Annotated in this window: 17 protein-coding genes; 9 read left to right on the plus strand and 8 right to left on the minus strand. The window is 54.6% G+C overall.

The genetic code is table 11. The features are described 5' to 3' along the window. Positions 1-72: 72 nt before the first annotated feature. From prc to GNG29_RS13350, 3 genes are all read right to left on the minus strand, one after another. Positions 73-2,121, minus strand: coding sequence for a carboxy terminal-processing peptidase (gene prc / locus GNG29_RS13340; RefSeq protein ID WP_103180038.1), 2,049 nt, complete (start codon positions 2,119-2,121; stop codon positions 73-75). Positions 2,122-2,140: 19 nt separating this feature from the next. Then, on the minus strand, positions 2,141-2,824 hold the full coding sequence (proQ, locus tag GNG29_RS13345; RefSeq protein WP_103180039.1) for an RNA chaperone ProQ: 684 nt from the start codon (positions 2,822-2,824) through the stop codon (positions 2,141-2,143). A 97-nt stretch (positions 2,825-2,921) separates the two neighbouring features. Then, on the minus strand, positions 2,922-3,419 hold the full coding sequence (locus GNG29_RS13350; protein ID WP_103180040.1) for a GAF domain-containing protein: 498 nt from the start codon (positions 3,417-3,419) through the stop codon (positions 2,922-2,924). Positions 3,420-3,550: 131 nt separating this feature from the next. On the opposite strand from GNG29_RS13350, the gene yebS reads away from it, so the two are divergent. The 5 genes from yebS to GNG29_RS13375 all read left to right on the plus strand — a co-directional run bounded on the left by yebS (position 3,551) and on the right by GNG29_RS13375 (position 9,594). Further along, positions 3,551-4,834: a membrane integrity lipid transport subunit YebS gene (gene yebS / locus GNG29_RS13355; RefSeq protein WP_103180041.1), complete on the plus strand. Its 1,284-nt coding sequence runs from the start codon at positions 3,551-3,553 to the stop codon at positions 4,832-4,834. After that, the gene (locus tag GNG29_RS13360) at positions 4,803-7,436 is read left to right on the plus strand and encodes a PqiB family protein (RefSeq protein WP_156654707.1); all 2,634 of its coding nucleotides are present in this window, start codon (positions 4,803-4,805) and stop codon (positions 7,434-7,436) included. The genes yebS and GNG29_RS13360 overlap by 32 nt, the downstream gene beginning before the upstream one ends. A 76-nt stretch (positions 7,437-7,512) precedes the next feature. After that, a complete protein-coding gene (gene rsmF / locus GNG29_RS13365) occupies positions 7,513-8,955 on the plus strand; it encodes a 16S rRNA (cytosine(1407)-C(5))-methyltransferase RsmF (RefSeq protein WP_103180043.1) in 1,443 nt (480 codons plus the stop codon). A 103-nt stretch (positions 8,956-9,058) separates the two neighbouring features. After that, positions 9,059-9,298, plus strand: coding sequence for a YebV family protein (locus GNG29_RS13370; protein WP_103181101.1), 240 nt, complete (start codon positions 9,059-9,061; stop codon positions 9,296-9,298). 104 nt (positions 9,299-9,402) lie between these two features. Further along, the gene (locus tag GNG29_RS13375; protein ID WP_039030805.1) at positions 9,403-9,594 is read left to right on the plus strand and encodes a YebW family protein; all 192 of its coding nucleotides are present in this window, start codon (positions 9,403-9,405) and stop codon (positions 9,592-9,594) included. Here the strand turns inward: GNG29_RS13375 and pphA are convergent, their stop codons facing one another. Next, positions 9,595-10,239: a protein-serine/threonine phosphatase gene (gene pphA, locus GNG29_RS13380; protein ID WP_156654708.1), complete on the minus strand. Its 645-nt coding sequence runs from the start codon at positions 10,237-10,239 to the stop codon at positions 9,595-9,597. Between the two features lie 176 nt (positions 10,240-10,415). Here pphA and GNG29_RS13385 point away from each other — a divergent pair, with 176 nt between their 5' ends. From GNG29_RS13385 to GNG29_RS13395, 3 genes are all read left to right on the plus strand, one after another. Beyond that, positions 10,416-11,363: a VirK/YbjX family protein gene (locus GNG29_RS13385; RefSeq protein ID WP_231736520.1), complete on the plus strand. Its 948-nt coding sequence runs from the start codon at positions 10,416-10,418 to the stop codon at positions 11,361-11,363. 877 nt (positions 11,364-12,240) lie between these two features. Further along, complete coding sequence (locus tag GNG29_RS13390) at positions 12,241-13,719, plus strand: SulP family inorganic anion transporter (protein WP_032611732.1); 1,479 nt, start codon at positions 12,241-12,243, stop codon at positions 13,717-13,719. 17 nt (positions 13,720-13,736) lie between these two features. Beyond that, the gene (locus GNG29_RS13395; protein ID WP_032611763.1) at positions 13,737-14,564 is read left to right on the plus strand and encodes a universal stress protein; all 828 of its coding nucleotides are present in this window, start codon (positions 13,737-13,739) and stop codon (positions 14,562-14,564) included. A gap of 111 nt (positions 14,565-14,675) precedes the next feature. Here GNG29_RS13395 and GNG29_RS13400 read toward each other — a convergent pair whose 3' ends face one another. The 4 genes from GNG29_RS13400 to GNG29_RS13410 form a co-directional block, all read right to left on the minus strand. Beyond that, positions 14,676-14,999: a hypothetical protein gene (locus GNG29_RS13400; RefSeq protein ID WP_156655494.1), complete on the minus strand. Its 324-nt coding sequence runs from the start codon at positions 14,997-14,999 to the stop codon at positions 14,676-14,678. Beyond that, positions 14,999-15,238 (minus strand): hypothetical protein, encoded by a 240-nt coding sequence (locus GNG29_RS23350; protein WP_032611736.1) that lies wholly within the window; start codon positions 15,236-15,238, stop codon positions 14,999-15,001. The genes GNG29_RS13400 and GNG29_RS23350 overlap by 1 nt, the downstream gene beginning before the upstream one ends. Before the next feature lie 108 nt (positions 15,239-15,346). Continuing rightward, positions 15,347-16,345, minus strand: coding sequence for a tail fiber domain-containing protein (locus GNG29_RS13405; protein WP_156654709.1), 999 nt, complete (start codon positions 16,343-16,345; stop codon positions 15,347-15,349). 11 nt (positions 16,346-16,356) lie between these two features. Continuing rightward, the gene (locus GNG29_RS13410; RefSeq protein WP_156654710.1) at positions 16,357-16,659 is read right to left on the minus strand and encodes a hypothetical protein; all 303 of its coding nucleotides are present in this window, start codon (positions 16,657-16,659) and stop codon (positions 16,357-16,359) included. A gap of 202 nt (positions 16,660-16,861) precedes the next feature. Here GNG29_RS13410 and GNG29_RS13415 point away from each other — a divergent pair. Then, positions 16,862-17,982, plus strand: a protein-coding gene (locus tag GNG29_RS13415) for an IS3-like element ISSen4 family transposase (RefSeq protein WP_156653759.1) whose coding sequence is annotated in 2 segments (ribosomal slippage) — positions 16,862-17,120 and positions 17,120-17,982 — 1,122 coding nt in all. Because the reading frame shifts where the segments join, the coding sequence is not laid out codon by codon here. Positions 17,983-17,986 lie beyond the last annotated feature (4 nt).

A 17,986-nucleotide genomic window follows, 5' to 3' on the forward strand; every position in this document is an offset into this window, starting at 1 on the left:
AAAAGGAATGCCTGACGGCAGGATGCGGTTAACAAAAAAACAGGCACAATTTCTTGTGCCTGTCAGGGGAGATTATTTAGCCGGAGCGGGATTCCCGGCTGGCTTATCTTTTTCCAGTTTCGCCAGATCGATAGCGATTTTTACCGTCTCATCAAGATAGGGATCCGGCTCCTGATAATCCTTCGGCAGGTCATCCAGTTTTTTGAGGGCTGGCTTTCCTTCGCGTTTGAAGCGGTCGTTGATCCGCGCCAGACGCGTTGCATCATCCTCTTCGTTCTCTTTCAGACGCTGCGCGTAGTTCAGAGAGACGATATTGCGTTTCGCCTTCAGGGCGTTAAAGCGGGCAATATCTTTGATGATGTACTGGAACTCAGGATCTTTGGCAATGCGATCGTCGTGCTGCTTCAGCAGCGCCGGACCAAACGGAGTCATGTCGCCCGACTTCACGAAGGTGGCAGCGTTTACGCTATCCCACGGCAACGCGTTATCTTCAAACTTCTCACCTGTTTCGGTCTCTTCGTTGCCCGTCGGCATGATGATATCCGGAGTCACGCCTTTACGCTGGGTACTGCCGCCATTCACGCGGTAGAACTTCTGAATGGTGTACTGCACCGAGCCCAGCGCTGGCCATTCCGGACGCAGCATCTGATCGTAAATACGGTTCAGGGAGCGATACTGCTGTACCGTACCCTTACCGAAGGTCGGTTCGCCAACAATCAGCGCGCGGCCATAATCCTGCATGGCGGCAGCAAAGATCTCTGAGGCCGAAGCACTGAAGCGATCGACCATCACCACCAGCGGCCCTTTGTAGTAGACAACGCCATCGGTATCCGCGTCTTCACGCACTTTACCGTTATTGTCGCGAACCTGTACCACCGGGCCGGACGGGATAAACAGGCCCGAAAGCGAAACCGCCTCGGTCAGGGCGCCACCGCCGTTGCTACGCAGATCGATAATTACGCTCTTAACGTTCTGTTTTTCCAGTTTCTGTAGTTGGACTTTGACGTCGTCCGTCAGGCCCACATAGAAACCAGGAATATCCAGCACGCCAACCTTGTCTTTACCCACGGTTTTCACCGACATTTTCACCGCGCGATCTTCCAGACGGATGCGCTCGCGGGTCAGGGTAACGATACGGGTCTTGGTGCCTTTACCCGCTGGCAGAATTTCCAGACGGACTTTACTGCCTTTCGGCCCTTTGATCAGGGCAACCACATCATCCAGACGCCAGCCGATGACATCGACCATGCTCTGACCAACCTGACCGACACCCACAATGCGATCGCCTACGCTTATCGCCTTGCTTTTGGCAGCCGGACCGCCGGCAACCATGGAGTTAATCACGGTGTAATCGTCGTCCATCTGCAGCACCGCGCCGATCCCTTCAAGGGAGAGGCTCATCTCGGTGTTGAACTGCTCGGTGTTGCGCGGAGAGAGATAGTTAGTATGCGGATCGATTTCGTGCGCGAAGGCGGTCATCGCCAGCGAGAAAACATCTTCACTGTTGGTCTGCGCCAGGCGACGAATAGCAAATTTGTAGCGGCGGGTCAGCGTTTCGCGGATCTCTTTCTCATCCTTACCGGTGAGTTTGAGGCTCAGCTCGTCATACTTAACTTTGCTGTCCCACAGCTGATTCAGCTCGGCTTCATCTTTTGGCCACGGCGACTTGCTGCGGTCAAGATTAAAGGTGTCGTTACCCGTGAAGTCCATTGGACGTTCAAGCACCTTAAGCGCGTATTGATAGCGCTCAAAACGGCGTTTCTGCGACAGATTATACAGGTCGTAGAACAGGTCCAGCTTGCCGCTGCGTAACTCATCCCCGACCTGGGTCTGCTTTTTGGCAAATTGTTCGACATCGCTCGCCAGCAGGACGTTATGGCTGTAGTCCAGCAGGTTCAGATAGCGGTCGAAAATTTTTGTCGAAAAAGCCTGGTCGAGATCGAACTGACGATAGTGCGAACGGGTGAAGCGCGACGTGACGCGCTCACTCACCGTCGCGTGCTGAGTCTCTTCCTTCAGAACCGGAATCTGATCGACACGCGTAATCTCGTCCACAGCGAAAGCGTGGCCTGTTATCGCAAACAGGCCAGCCAGCGCGGTGAGCTTAAAAAATGTGTTCATGCCGGGCTTGGCCTCCGTTTTAGAACAACAAGTGTTCTGCGCGTACAATCATTGACAGACCAGAAGTCAGCTGTACACGAACGCCATCTTTGGTGATTTCCTGTACGGTGGCATCCATAGCATTGTTACCCGCTTTTACCTTCAGAGACTGACCGACGCTCAGGGCGTTAATGTCAGAAACCGGAGTGTGGCGCGGCTCTTCACGAGGCGCACGCGGGGCTTTTGCCGGTTGCTCAGCACGAGGCTTACGCTCGGTATTCTCTTTGCGACGCGGTGCAGGACGTGGCTTGCGCTCACGGCGAGGCGCTTCTTCCTGGCCATTGGCCGCAGCCGCTTCGCGTTTTTTCGCCTGCTGTTCAGCACGCTGAGCCTGAACGCGCGCTTTGGCTTCTTCAAGCTGCTTACGCGCATGCTCTACGTGCTGCTCGTCCAGCACGCCGCACGGGTTGCCGTCGAGGTCAACACGCGTTGCGCCCGCTTTAATACCGTAAAGGTAACGCCAGCTCGAAGTATAAAGACGTAAGGCGGAGCGGAGTTGGGTTTTGCTGAGGTTCATCTCACCTTCAACACGCTCTACCAGATCCTGAAAAATACCAATTTTCAGGGGACGAGCTTCGCCCTCGGCACTAAAACATTGAGGAAAACGTTCGGCCAAAAACGCGATAACTTCTTTACTGCTATTCAACTTAGGTTGATTTTCCATGAAATTTCCTGATTACAACGGACGTTGCCGACAAGCCGCAGGCATGAACAGGCGTCATTATAATGACGCCATCCGTAAATGCTACGTTATCCGTTGATTATCCTGCGACGCTCGCAAAGAATTTATGATAATCGGTCGCGGCGAGAACCTGTTCCAGATTCCCTACCACCTCGCGCAGCCCCTGTTCGTCCTCGGGGGTAAAGCGATTGAAGACCGTGCTGTCGATGTCCAGAACACCAATAATCTGATTCTCCACAGTCAGTGGCAGCACGATTTCAGCGTTGCTGGCGCTGTCGCAGGCGATATGCCCGTCGAACGCATGAACGTCATCCACGCGCTGCACCTGGTTTTGTGCTACCGCCGTACCGCAAACCCCGCGCCCAACCGGGATACGGACGCAGGCCAGTTTGCCCTGAAACGGCCCCAGCACCAGCGTGTCGCCTTCCAGCAGATAAAAACCGGCCCAGTTCACATCGGACAGACGTTCAAAGAGTAACGCGCTGGTGTTCGCCAGGGTGGCCAGGAAACTGGTTTCACCTGCCATCAATGCCTGGAAATCGCGGTTTAAGTCCGCGTAGAATTCTGTTTTGTTCATTATTCAATCACTTGGTTGTCTTACAAAATTACAGCATAGCCTATTAAAATACGCATTATTTGCGTTCATGCTCAAGATGAATCAATTCATGAGTTAAGATAACTATTAACTATCCCTTTTTAGCGCGACCGATGGCTCTTAAATCACCGAAAATAATGCCGACGAAAAAGATCACTGTGCACACGGTCGGCGATGCGCTGCCTCGTGCACATTATCAGCGTTGCCCGCAATGCGATACGCTTTTTACGTTGCCAAAGATGAAATCATACCAAAGTGCTTTCTGCCCGCGCTGCAACGCAAAAATCCGCGATGGCCGCGACTGGTCGCTGACCCGGCTGGCGGCGATGGCCGTGACCATGATGCTGCTGATGCCCTTCGCCTGGAGCGAGCCCCTGCTTCAGCTGCACCTGCTGGGCGTGCGCATCGACGCGAATCTGTTGCAGGGGATCTGGCAGATGACCCGCCAGGGCGATCCCCTGACGGCCTCCATGGTGCTCTTCTGTACCGTCGGCGCGCCGGTGGTGCTGGTGGCGGCGATAGCCTATCTGTGGTTCGGCAATATTCTGGGTATGAACCTTCGCCCGGTGCTCCTGATGCTTGAGAAGCTCAAAGAGTGGGTGATGCTGGATATCTACCTGGTAGGGATCGTCGTGGCCTCAATCAAAGTGCAGGACTACGCTTATCTGCAGCCGGGCTCTGGCCTGTTCGCCTTTATCGCGCTGGTGATATTGAGCGTCCTGACCCTGATTCACCTCAACGTGGAGCAGCTCTGGGAGCGCTTCTACCCGCAGCGCCCCGCCACCCGCTACGATCCGGCACTGCGGGTCTGTCTGGGCTGCCACTATACCGGCCTGCCCGACGCGCGGGGCCGCTGTCCGCGCTGCCATATTCCCCTGCGCCTGCGGCGGCATAACAGCCTGCAGAAATGCTGGGCGGCGCTCATCGCCTCGCTGATATTTCTGATCCCGGCTAACCTGCTGCCGATTTCGGTGATTTATGTCAACGGCGCGCGGCAGGAGGATACCATTATGTCGGGCATCGTCTCGCTGGCCCACAGCAACATCGCCGTGGCTGCGATCGTCTTTATCGCCAGTATTCTGGTGCCCTTTACCAAAGTGGTGGTGATGTTTACTCTGCTCGTGAGCATTCATTTCAAATGTGAGCAGGGGCTGAGAACCCGCATACTGTTGTTGCGTTTCGTGACCTGGATTGGCCGCTGGTCAATGCTGGATCTGTTTGTTATTTCGTTGATGATGTCGCTGATCAATCGCGATCAGCTCCTTGCTTTTACTATGGGACCCGCAGCGTTCTATTTCGGCTCTGCGGTGATTTTGACTATTCTTGCAGTGGAATGGCTGGATAGCCGCTTACTTTGGGATGCACATGAGTCAGGAAACGCCAGCTTCGCCGACTGAAGCGCGAGTTAAAACAAAACGTCGTATTTCGCCATTCTGGTTATTGCCGGTTATCGCTCTGATGATCGCCGGCTGGTTAATCTGGACCAGCTACGAAGATCGCGGCAATACCATCACCATTGACTTCCAGAGCGCCGACGGCATCGTTGCAGGCCGAACGCCCGTCCGTTTTCAGGGGGTTGAGGTGGGCACCGTCCAGGATGTTTCCCTGGACAAGAACCTGAATAAAATTGAGGTTCGCGCCAGCATCAAATCCGATATGAAAGATGCCCTGCGCGATGAGACCCAGTTCTGGCTGGTTACGCCCAAAGCCTCGCTGGCGGGCGTCTCCGGGCTGGATGCGCTGGTCGGGGGTAACTATATCGGCATGATGCCGGGCAAAGGTGAGCCAAAGGATCACTTTACCGCCCTCGACACGCAGCCGAAATACCGGCTTAACAATGGCGATCTGATGATCCATCTGCATGCAGCGGATCTGGGCTCCTTAAACAGCGGCTCGGTGGTCTATTTCCGTAAGATCCCCGTTGGCCGCGTATATGACTACGCCATCACCCCTAACAAGCAGGGGGTGGTTATCGATGTGCTGATTGAGCGACGCTTTACCTCGCTGGTGAAAAAAGGCAGCCGGTTCTGGAACGTCTCCGGCGTGGATGCCGACCTGAGCCTGAGCGGGGCCAAAGTGAAGCTTGAGAGCCTGGCGGCGCTGGTGAACGGCGCAATCGCCTTCGATTCACCGGAAGGTTCTGAGCCCGCTACCCAGGAAGATGATTTCGGCCTGTATAAAGATCTGGCTCACAGCCAGCGCGGCGTGATTGTGAAGCTCACCCTCCCCTCGGCGGATGGCCTGAAGGAGGATTCCACCCCGCTGATGTACCAGGGGTTACAGGTCGGGCAGCTCACCAAAATGACGCTTAACCCTGGCGGGCTGGTAACCGGTGAGATGACCGTTGACCCCAGCGTGGTCGATCTGCTGCGTAAAAACACCCGCATAGAATTACGTACGCCGAAACTGACGCTCAGCAACCCCAGCGTCAGCAGCCTGCTGACCGGCAGTACGTTTGAGCTCATTCCCGGCGGCGGCGAACCGGTTAACCAGTTTGTCATCGCCCCGGCCGATAAGGCGCTGCTGCAAAAACCCGGCGTGCTGACCGTGACCCTCAACGCACCGGAAAGCTACGGCATCGACGCCGGCCAGCCGCTGATTCTGCACGGGGTGCAGATTGGCCAGGTGCTTGAGCGCAACTTAACCAGCAAAGGCGTCACCTTTGCGGTGGCGATTGATCCGCAGTACCGCGAGCTGGTGCATGGCGACAGTAAATTCGTGGTTAACAGCCGGGTGGACGTGAAAGTCGGACTCGACGGCGTCGAGTTCCTGGCGGCCAGCGCCAGCGAGTGGATCAGCGGCGGGATCCGTATCCTGCCGGGTGAGAAAGGCGCCATGCGCGACAGCTATCCGCTGTATGCCAATCTCGATAAAGCCCTGGAAAACAGCCTGAGCGATCTGCCGACCACCACCCTGACGCTGGTGGCCGACACCCTGCCGGATGTGCAGGCGGGCTCGGTGGTGCTGTATCGTAAATTTGAAGTGGGTGAAGTGATCCTGGTGCGCCCGCGCGCCAATGCCTTTGATATCGAACTGCATATCAAACCGGAATACCGCAAGCTGTTGACCAGCAACAGCGTGTTCTGGGCTGAGGGCGGGGCCAAAGTGCAGCTTAACGGCAGCGGCCTGACGGTGCAGGCCTCTCCGCTCTCCCGCGCCCTGCGCGGGGCCATCAGCTTCGACAACCTGAGCGGGGCCAGCGCCAGTCAGCGTAAAGGCGACAAGCGGATCCTCTATCCTTCTGAGACCGCAGCGCGTGCAGTCGGCAGTCAGATCACCCTGCATGCCTTTGACGCGGGCAAGCTCTCCGAAGGGATGCCGATACGCTATCTGGGGATCGATATCGGGCAGGTCCAGAGCCTGAAGCTGATCACCGCCCGCAATGAAGTGCAGGCCACGGCGGTGCTCTACCCGGAATATGTCGACAACTTCGCCCGCACCGGGACGCGCTTCTCGGTCATCACCCCGCAGATCTCCGCGGCGGGCGTTGAGCATCTCGATACCATTCTGCAGCCCTATATCAACGTGGAGCCCGGACAGGGTAAATCGCGCCGCGACTTCGAGCTGCAGGAGGCGACCATCACCGATTCACGCTATCTCGATGGCCTGAGCATTGTGGTGGAGGTCCCGGATGCAGCATCCCTTGATATCGGTACACCGGTGCTGTTCCGCGGTATGGAAGTGGGTACGGTCACCGGCCTGTCGCTGGGGACGCTCTCGGATCGGGTGATGGTAGCCCTGCGTATCAGCGATCGCTATCAGCACCTGGTGCGTAACAACTCCGTCTTCTGGCTGGCCTCCGGCTACTCGCTCGACTTCGGCCTGACCGGCGGGGTGGTGAAAACCGGGACCTTTAATCAGTTTATCCGCGGCGGTATCGCCTTTGCGACGCCGCCTGGCACCCCGCTCGCGCCGAAATCTCAGCCTGGCAAGCACTTCCTGCTGCAGGAGAGCGAACCGAAAGAGTGGCGCACCTGGGGAACGGCCCTGCCACGATAACCCCTACGCTCCGGTGTCAACCCACCGGAGCGTTTGTGGTACACTGCGCGCCTCTTTGACTCCCTGTGGTGCGCTCGTGTCTCAACGTTCCGTCTATTTGCCAGAAGAATTTCTGGCACAAATGCGCCAGGCTCTGCCTGACCCTCTCTCTCTTGATGCGTTTATCGCTGCCTGCCAGCGCCCGCTGCGCCGCAGCCTGCGCGTCAATACCCTGAAAATCAGCGTGGCGGATTTTCTCACGCTTGTCGCCCCCTACGGCTGGCAGCTCACCCCTGTGCCGTGGTGCGAAGAGGGATTCTGGATCGAGCGTGACGACGAAGAGGCGTTGCCGCTGGGCAGTACCGCAGAACATCTGAGCGGGCTCTTCTATATTCAGGAAGCCAGCTCCATGCTGCCGGTTGCTGCGCTGTTTGCCGATGGCAATATGCCCGCCCGGGTGATGGACGTGGCGGCCGCCCCCGGCTCCAAAACCACCCAGATCGCCGCGCGGATGAACAACCAGGGCGCGATCCTCGCCAACGAGTTCTCCGCCAGCCGCGTTAAGGTGCTGCACGCGAATATCAGCCGCTGCGGGATCAGCAACGTGGCGCTCACCCATTTCGATGGCCGCGTGTTTGGCGCCGCCCTGCCGGAAGCTTTCGATGCGATCCTGCTGGACGCCCCCTGCTCCGGCGAAGGGGTGGTGCGAAAAGATCCCGATGCGCTGAAAAACTGGTCCGTTGCCAGCAACCTGGAGATCGCCGCCACCCAGCGCGAGCTTATCGACAGCGCCTTCCACGCCCTGCGTCCGGGCGGCACGCTGGTCTACTCCACCTGCACCCTGAACCGCGACGAAAACGAAGCCGTTTGTCTGTGGCTGAAAGAGCAGTACCCGGATGCCGTTGAATTCCTGCCGCTTAACGACCTGTTCGCCAGTGCCGGGGACTGCGTCACGCCTGAAGGCTTCCTGCACGTCTTTCCGCATATTTACGATTGCGAAGGCTTTTTCGTGGCGCGCCTGCGTAAAAAGGCCGCCGTTGCACCGCTGCCCGCTCCCAAATATAAGGTCGGAAACTTCCCGTTCACGCCCCTTAAAACCCGCGAAGCCCAACAGATTACTGCCGCCGCTAACCAGGCGGGCCTGTTCTGGGACGACAGTCTGCGTCTGTGGCAGCGAGATAAAGAGGTGTGGTTATTCCCGACAGAGATTGAGCCGCTGATCGGCAAAGTGCGCTTCTCCCGTCTTGGCCTGCGCCTGGCGGAGACGCACAACAAAGGCTATCGCTGGCAGCATGAAGCGGTGATCGCGCTGGCAGGCCAGCACAACACCTTTGCCTTAACCCAGGCGGAAGCGGAAGAGTGGTATCGCGGACGCGATGTCTGGCCACAAACAACCCCGTCCGGGGATGATGCGGTAGTGACCTGGCAGGGCTTCCCAATAGGCATGGCGAAAAAAGTGGGCTCGCGGCTTAAAAACAGCTATCCGCGCGAGCTGGTTCGCGATGGCCGCTTGTTTACCGGTAACGGTGAAACGCGCTAAAAAAAGCACTTTTTTACTGGCGCTTTTGCTCTTCATTGTCCAGGCTGAAAAGTGGGCGACTATACTGGTCGTACCAGAACACAGCGTGATCATGGAGAGCATTATGACGAAAACCAATGTGCGCATTGGCGCATTCGAAATCGATGATGCCGAGTTAAGCGGCGATACGCAGGGCGAACGAACGTTAACCATCCCCTGCAAGTCCGATCCCGACCTTTGCATGCAGCTCGATGCATGGGATGCAGACACCAGCGTCCCGGCAATCCTCGATGGCGAACACTCAGTCCTTTACCGTGAGCATTACGATCAAAGTTCCGATGCCTGGATCATGCGCCTTGCCTGATTCAAAGAGAACCCGCCCGCAGGCGGGTTATTTATTCTCATAATCTCCTCTTCCCTGAATCATCCCCTACAATATCAATATGGTAGTAAATGCTGAGGGGCATGATGTACGCACTGGTGTTATTTATCTGTTATCTGGACGCAGGCTGTGAAGATCTGGTGGTGGATGTGTATCGCACCGAACCGCAGTGTGAGGCCTCGATGGACGATCAGCGTATTCGTCACGGCGGCTGTTATCCGGTTGAAGACTTCATCGACGGCTTCTGGCGTCCGGCGCAGGAGTATTCCGACCTGTAATCACTGTAGCTGCGCCAGGGTCAACGCGCCGCCAAATACCGCCCCGGTGTCGATATAGTGCAGGTTCTGGCAGTCATAACGTGTTTTGAGCGGTGTGTGCCCGAACCAGAAGTGATCCGCCCCAGCGATCCCCGCCTCTTTGCCGCTCATCAGTTCCCGCAAGTGTGCCCTGTCCCAGAGGACGCTTTGCTTGTTGACCGGCTTGTCCCGCACGTAGTGGGAGGACGGGTAATTGGCATGAGCAATAACATTCACGCCGTTGGCGCAGGCAATTTCGATAATCCACGGCAGGGTCTCACTGCGCCTGAGCAACGCCAGCGCCTGCGCCTGCTGTTCACCCTTTAATTGTGCTAACCAATTGCCGCCATTCATCATCCACAGGCCAAAATCATTATTCTGCAGCGCGTCCAGCGCCATCTGCTCATGGTTGCCCCGCACGGCATAAAACCACGCTTCATTTAATAGCTGCAGGCATTTCACGCTATCCGGTCCGCGATCGATTAAATCGCCAACGCAAATAAGTAAATCCTCATACGGGTTAAAATGCCGCTGCCGCAGATCTGCCATAAGCATTTGATAACAACCGTGAAGATCGCTTACCACCCAGACGTGTCGCCAGTTGTGACCATCAAGATTGAGATACATAGCGCCCCCTCATGATCAGTATAGCCCCTGGAATGCTGACAATAAGATGAGCGGTAACTGGGGTTAGGAATAACCTCAATCGACATTAAACAAAGCGGAAATAAAGGTTTAGCAACGCTTAAATGATTATCCGATGGCCTTTAAGATAATTGCAGAAATATAAAGAGGTCTTCATCGTGTCTAATACCATCCTGCCTGCTGAGCTGTCTTTAACGCACCGTTCTTCTGTTATTTTCGCCCTGGCGAAGGGCGAGTTTATGCCCGGCCCGCTGTGGCATAAACGCGATTACAGGCTGAAATTTTTCCTGCGCTCCCTGCTGTTCTGGTCCTCAACCACCCGCATGCTGGAGACGCTCTCCCGTCGCGATGATTTTCCGCTGTTGTTAAAAGCACAAACTACGCTGCCGGTGAAAACCCAGCGTCAGTATCTCACTCGCGGATTACGTGCCGGTGAGCGGGCCAACGCCATCCTGCACCATTACGCCTGGCTTGATGCGCTGCCGGACGCCAGCCTGGCGCGGAGCTTTAGCAGCCCGACTCCACTTTCGCTGCTGCAGTTCGCCACTAAAGACGATGCGCACTATACGATTTACGCCAGCAGCGCGGTGAAGGCCGAACGCGAGGGCGAAACCACGCTCTGGCTACGGGCCGGGGATAACACCCTGCTGGCGAGCCTGACCTTCAGCGTTGTTGAGGAGAAGGGCCAAAGTGCGCTGGTGATTGGCGGCCTGCAGGGGCCGCGAAAAGACGTAGGGCGGGAGACGATCAAAAATGCCACCCGCGCCTGTTATGGCCTGTTTCCAAAAAGGATCCTGCTGGAAGCGATCTTCAATCTGGCGAAGCAGTCAGGTATCAGCGCCATTTATGGTGTGAGCGATGAAGGCCATGTTTTTCGCGCCCTGCGCTATCGTCTGAGTAAAGGTCGTCATCTGCATGCCAGCTATGACGAATTCTGGCAATCGCTGGGCGCTAAGTCGTGCGGTGCATTTCGCTGGGCCCTGCCAGCAGGTATGGAGCGCAAAGCGATCGACAGCATTGCCAGTAAAAAACGCGCGGAATACCGCCGCCGTTTTCAACTGCTTGATGAGATTGAATGCGGCATCAGCGCACGTTTTTGCCGCTAATCTCTGCTTTCATCGGTAACAGCTAAAAATTTAACAAAACCGCTAAAAAGCACTGGACTTCCGCCGGGCGTAGTGTGGTATGGTTTAACGAAGAACAGAGAATGTTGCCCATCTGTTAAAGTCCGCAACGGGAAAAGGCGTTTACTTTCAACAGATAAAAAGAGACCGAATACGATTCCTGTTTACGGCTTAACCTCTGTTCTTCCTTATATATCAAGAAGTTACTACACAAAACACCCCTAAATAAACATCGCAACACTTACCATTACACCCTTTCAAGATCAAACTCTTACTCTCTAATTCGAGGGAGCGACGAGTAAACTTCGTGGCGGCCTTAATCCACAAATTAACATCCCCTCACGGCTCTACATGGTCCGCACAAAACTTTGCGTAGCTCCTTCCAGAAATCACTTCTGCCGCTTTACCAGCTTTGACTACCCTGGCAGAATCGCTACCGATCCGTTTGTAAGATTTAATGGTGCGCACCGCTTCTTACATCGAAGGCCGCTTTGTGCCAGAAGCAGACGTTAGCAGGAGTACCTTTCTGATCCCTTCCCTGACAATGATCTTCATGGTGAAACATTGATCTTCCTTTGCTTTCGTTTATAGTTAAGCGCCTGTTCTGACAAGATCAGGCTTCGTGGTCTGTGTTCATCTCCTGATGACCTGGCTTAATTCAGTCCTGAAGGTATCGTTTACCGTAAAGGAGAACTCAAAAAATCATGCGTCTTACGCCACCCTGAGTTGTAACCCTCCTCTGTCGCACTGAGTAGTCTCAGTCGCACAATCAAAAGCATCCCGTCTGCGGATGTGTTTTTTCGTATCTGAAATTTTTTGCCCACACGGGCTGACTGTATTCAAAATCTGAGAAATTACTATGTTGCTGTCCTCGACACGTAAGGACTGGCTGGGTAACGTCCGTGGTGACGTTCTTGCCGGTATTGTTGTCGCGCTCGCGCTCATTCCAGAAGCGATCGCATTTTCCATTATTGCCGGTGTGGATCCCCAGGTAGGCCTCTATTCGGCGTTCTGTATCCCTCTCGTTATGGCCTTCTTTGGCGGGCGTCCGGCGATGATTTCTTCATCTACCGGTGCAATGGCGCTGCTGATGGTGACTCTGGTGAAAGATCATGGCCTGGAGTATTTACTGGCCGCGTCCATCCTTACAGGAGTATTCCAGCTGATAGCCGGATATCTGAAGCTAGGTGGGCTGATGCGTTTTGTTTCACGCTCAGTGGTGACGGGGTTTGTTAACGCACTGGCAATCCTGATTTTCATGGCCCAGTTGCCTGAGCTGACCAACGTTACATGGCATGTTTATGCCATGACTGCGGCAGGGCTGGGAATCATCTATCTCTTCCCCTATATCAACAAAACCATTCCATCACCGCTTGTGTGCATCGTGGTGCTGACCGGCATTGCCATGTGGCTGCAACTGGATGTGCGAACCGTCGGCGATATGGGGAAACTTCCCGACAGCCTGCCGGTCTTCCTGCTTCCTGACGTGCCTTTAAATCTCCAGACACTGCTCATCATCCTGCCTTATTCTGCCGGGCTTGCGGTGGTTGGCCTGCTTGAGTCGATGATGACCGCCACGATTGTGGATGACATGACCGACACGCCAAGCGACAAAAACCGGGAGTGTAAAGCGCAGGGTATCGCGAATATTTGCACATCCTTTATCGGAGGAATGGCAGGCTGCGCGATGATTGGGCAATCCGTTATCAACGTAAAATCCGGTGGCCGTGGACGGCTTTCAACCCTCACAGCTGGCGTGGTGCTGCTTTGCCTGATTGTGTTCCTGCGCGACTGGGTATCGCAAATCCCGATGGCGGCGCTGGTCGCAGTGATGATTATGGTTTCCATCGGAACATTCTCCTGGCGCTCCATTACTAACCTGCGTACACACCCCCTTTCAACCAGCGTGGTCATGCTTGCCACCGTCGCGGTTGTGGTGGCAACACATAATCTGGCCTTCGGCGTGCTGACCGGAGTGCTGATTGCTTCGCTCAACTTTGCTACGAAAGTATCCCGGTTCATGCGTGTAACCTCAGTTCTGGAAGGGACGAGTCGAACGTATACCGTCACCGGCCAGGTATTCTTTGCATCAGCAGATCGCTTTACCAGCCACTTTGATTTCCGCGAGGCGATTGAGAATGTGACGATAGATGTTTCACACGCCCATTTCTGGGACATCACTTCGGTGAGTGCCCTGGACAAGGTGGTTATTAAGTTCCGCAGAGAGGGAACTGAGGTTGAGATACGTGGGATGAATGATGCCACCCGTACCATTGTTGACCGGTTTGGTGTGCATGATAAACCCGAAGAAGTTGATAAATTAATGGGAGGTCATTAATGTCCGAAAGTCATGAAATGAACAATACCGTTGTTGCCTGTGTGGATGGATCGTCATCAACAAAGGCAGTCTGCGAATATGCGGTCTGGGCTGCCTCCGCGCTGAAGATATCGGTGGCCCTGCTTCATGTCCTGGAAAAAAGTGACCAGCCTTTGGTTTCGGACCTGACAGGAACCATTGGCTTAGACAGTCGGGAGCATTTTACAGATGAGCTGGTTCGCCTTGAGGGTGAACGTAACCGATTATTGATGACGCAGGGTAAAGCCATCCTGAAAAACTGTGCTGAACTGCTGACAGAGGCGGGATTACCGGCACCACAGCAATTACAAAAACATGGCACGCTGGACGGGATTTTGGCTGAACTGGGGGATACGCGTCTTATGGTGCTGGGGCGCCGGGGGGCATCCAATCCGGTCGGGAGCCATATTGAGAATGTTATTCGTCTGCAAAAAAATCCTGTGTTAATTGTACCCGAAACCTTCTCTGTTCCTTCACGCGTAATGTTCGCCTATGACGGAAGTGAGGCGAGTCTGGAAAATTTGCGCCGACTTTCTGTAAGTCCATTGTTCCTGAATCTGACCTGCCACCTGGTGATGGTGAATGGAAATTCAGAATCGCTGGATGCAGCTCAGTCTCTGTTGCAAAGAGCTGGCATAACCAGTCAGGCGAGTCTGCTGAAAGCCGATACCGTGGCTAATGCACTGTGCCGCTACGCCGGGGAACACGGGATTGATCTTATGGTCATGGGAGCGTACGGACATTCACGGCTGCGCAGATTCTTTATCGGCAGCAACACAGCAGAGATGCTATCTAATAGCAGTCAGCCCCTGCTGATGCTCAGATAAAAACAGGCGGGCCCTGATTTGAGGGTCCGCTTTTCGCTCATAGCGGACCTTAGACTTTTGAGCAAGGCCATCATGTCTTTCTTTCCACTGCGTTCAGATGCTGGCCGCTTCTTAGACTGGGCACTCATCTTCATGAGCGTCCGCGCTGTTGATGAAGTAAGTGACCCTCCCCATAACCTCGATATCTTCCGCCGCTTCACCCTCTATCGCTTCGCCATCTTCCGTGATTAAAGCCCGACCCATGACCCGAGCAAACTGAGTGCGGCCGCCGGACAAAATCAGCAGAACCTGATTCTGTACCAGCCTGGTGCACGGTTCGATCACCGCAAACCCGGATGACGTTTCCAGGATGCGGGTATCAATGCCTACGCCGCAAATCCTTTCTGGAGTGAGCCTGGTCTCTATATAGTCGCTGGCAGGTGAAGGGAATCCCATTACAGAACCCTCCCCATATTGCGCAGCATCCATAGGCGGTTCTGGCTACCGTCCGGCGTCTTGTCTACGAAGCAAGTTTGGTACTGCTCGATCCAATCATTCGCATCAGCCTGGGTGAAATGCCAGTTCCTGGCGCGCAGCTCACGTATGAAGTCTTCTGTATGCAGGCATTGATACCCTTTCGGGTTTAGCTGTATCGCCGCGGTAAAAGCCGCGTTAATGTCTGATTTGCGGGGCATGGTGACCTCTCATTTATCATTACTGTGTATTTATGCAGTAGTTTTAAAGGGAGTCCAGGGCAAGGAGGCTGTGCCTATTGATAATTACTGCTGAACATCATGATGCTGTTACGCTTTCAGCGCGTTAATCTCTGCCTTCAGGTCAGCGACTTCCTGCATCAGAGCTTCCATCTTGGCGATAGTGTGGTGGAGCGCTAGTGCGGTGTCCATCATGATGACGTTGTTATCCAGGGCTAACGTGTCGTCTTTATCACAACGATTCCCGTCCTCATCGAACTCAGGTGCAGCAGGAACCAGCTTCACATACTCACGATCGATATCACGCAAAGCATCCTGAGCAATGATTCCCCGGCGTGCCCGTTCGAAGTAATCCCCGTTATACACGAACGTGCAGGGTTTCAGCTTCCTGATGTTCTCGTAAGATGCCTGGCCGTCGTCATAGGTGATATCGTGCTTCAGAGTGGCATCAGAGGTCGCTGACTTCTGATAGGTGTAGTTGCCAGCAAAGCCGCCATCGCCACTTGTCGAGGTGACTAAATCCCCGTTGGCTGGGGTGAAATACCAGTACCGTATCTTGGACCCACTATCTCCGAACTGTGTTAGCGCAGTGTTAGCCCAGGCGCCCAGCCCGTTACCAACATTACCCCACATCGATCGAAGGTTATACCCACCACCATGTTGATACCCCCAGGAAAGGCCAGCTATAGCCCCGTTACCCGGAGAATCCGTGGCGGTCTCCGCGTAATAAGAGGCATAGTGGGCCTGTGCTGAGTTCCACCACGAACTCACGGCTGGACCGCCCATATACAAACGTCCGGGAATTTGCACATTGCCGTTGGACATGAAGTCGAAGTAGTTGTTCTGCGCGGAGTCAGTACCCCCCGCATTTTGCAACACCACCAGTCTGGCAATGGAGTAGTTCCATTCGATGCGTTTCACGATCTGGAGTTGGGCGGATATCTTCTCAACGCCATTTACGGTGTACTGTGACTTTATGTATCCGCCATAAACCGTACTCCCGACCCCCGGCAGAGACGCGTCATTGATGGTGGATGTCCAGGCAGCAATGGCCCTGCTTAATTCAGCTGTGTCTATTCTGTTTGCCATAACTTAATTCCTTACGCCCAGACGCGAGCCGGTGTTTTCGGTTTAACCACAAATTTGTTCAGCCCGGATAAATCGAGCGAGTCATTCATGACCCGTAAATTGACGTGATAGTCGGGTTCGGTGGTGTACTTGATAACTTCGTTTTCTTCGCCGGGATTGATAACTTCAGCAGGGAGACTGATAACGCCAATGATATCCAGGCTGATAACCGGGTGAAATAAACCTCCCTGCTCTTCATCATCAACAAACCCCGCCGCGATTAACTGCGTGCGCATTTCGTCGGCGTCATTAAAGCGCAGATATAAGTCTCTCATTAGCGGAGTCCATTAATTTGGTTAAGAGTTAGCAGGCGGTGCCAGATACGGAAGTTGCGAATGTGGTAAACAACGTTCGGGTGCCCTTGTATATCAATACTCGTCGGTTTAGACGCTGGATTTACTGGTGCTGACCTGCTCCCCGTTGATTAGTACACCCCGATGTTAGTAATGTCTTCATAAGCCACATGAGGACATCCCCATGAAGAAGCGTTTTTCCGACGAACAGATCATCAGTATTCTCCGCGAAGCCGAAGCTGGGGTACCCGCCCGTGAACTCTGCCGCAAGCATGCCATTTCCGATGCCACGTTTTACACCTGGCGTAAGAAGTATGGCGGTATGGAGGTGCCTGAAGTTAAGCGCCTGAAGTCGCTTGAGGAAGAGAACGCCAGACTCAAGAAGCTGCTTGCCGAAGCCATGCTGGATAAAGAGGCGCTTCAGGTGGCTCTTGGGCGAAAGTACTGACGACAGACCAGAAGCGGGAAGCCGTGATGTTGATGTGTGATGCGACCGGTCTGTCGCAACGTCGTGCCTGCAGGCTTACAGGTTTATCCCTGTCGACCTGCCGCTATGAGGCTCACCGTCCGGCTGCTGATGCGCATTTATCAGGGCGCATCACTGAGCTGGCACTGGAGCGCAGGCGTTTTGGCTACCGTCGTATTTGGCAGTTGCTGCGCCGTGAAGGGCTTCATGTTAATCATAAGCGCGTGTACCGGCTTTATCACCTCAGTGGCCTGGGCGTAAAACGCAGAAGACGTCGTAAAGGGCTGGCAACAGAACGTCTGCCGCTGCTCCGTCCGGCGGCGCCCAATCTGACCTGGTCGATGGATTTCGTCATGGACGCACTTTCCACCGGTCGCAGGATCAAGTGTCTTACCTGCGTCGATGATTTCACAAAGGAATGCCTGACGGTCACTGTTGCCTTTGGGATTTCAGGCGTTCAGGTCACGCGTATTCTGGACAGCATTGCACTGTTTCGAGGCTATCCGGCGACGATAAGAACTGACCAGGGGCCGGAGTTCACTTGCCGTGCACTGGATCAATGGGCCTTTGAGCATGGTGTTGAGTTGCGCTTAATCCAGCCGGGCAAGCCAACGCAGAACGGATATATTGAGAGCTTTAACGGACGATTTCGCGATGAATGTTTGAATGAGCACTGGTTCAGCGATATCGTTCATGCCAGGAAAATTATTAATGACTGGCGGCAGGATTATAACGAATGCCGCCCGCACTCCACGCTGAATTATCAGACACCGTCTGAATTTGCAGCGGGCTGGAGAAAGGGTCATTCTGAGAATGAAGATTCCGACGTTACTAACTGAGTGT

Origin of the sequence: Leclercia sp. Colony189 (assembly GCF_009740165.1) — a bacterium.
Lineage (GTDB): Bacteria > Pseudomonadota > Gammaproteobacteria > Enterobacterales > Enterobacteriaceae > Enterobacter.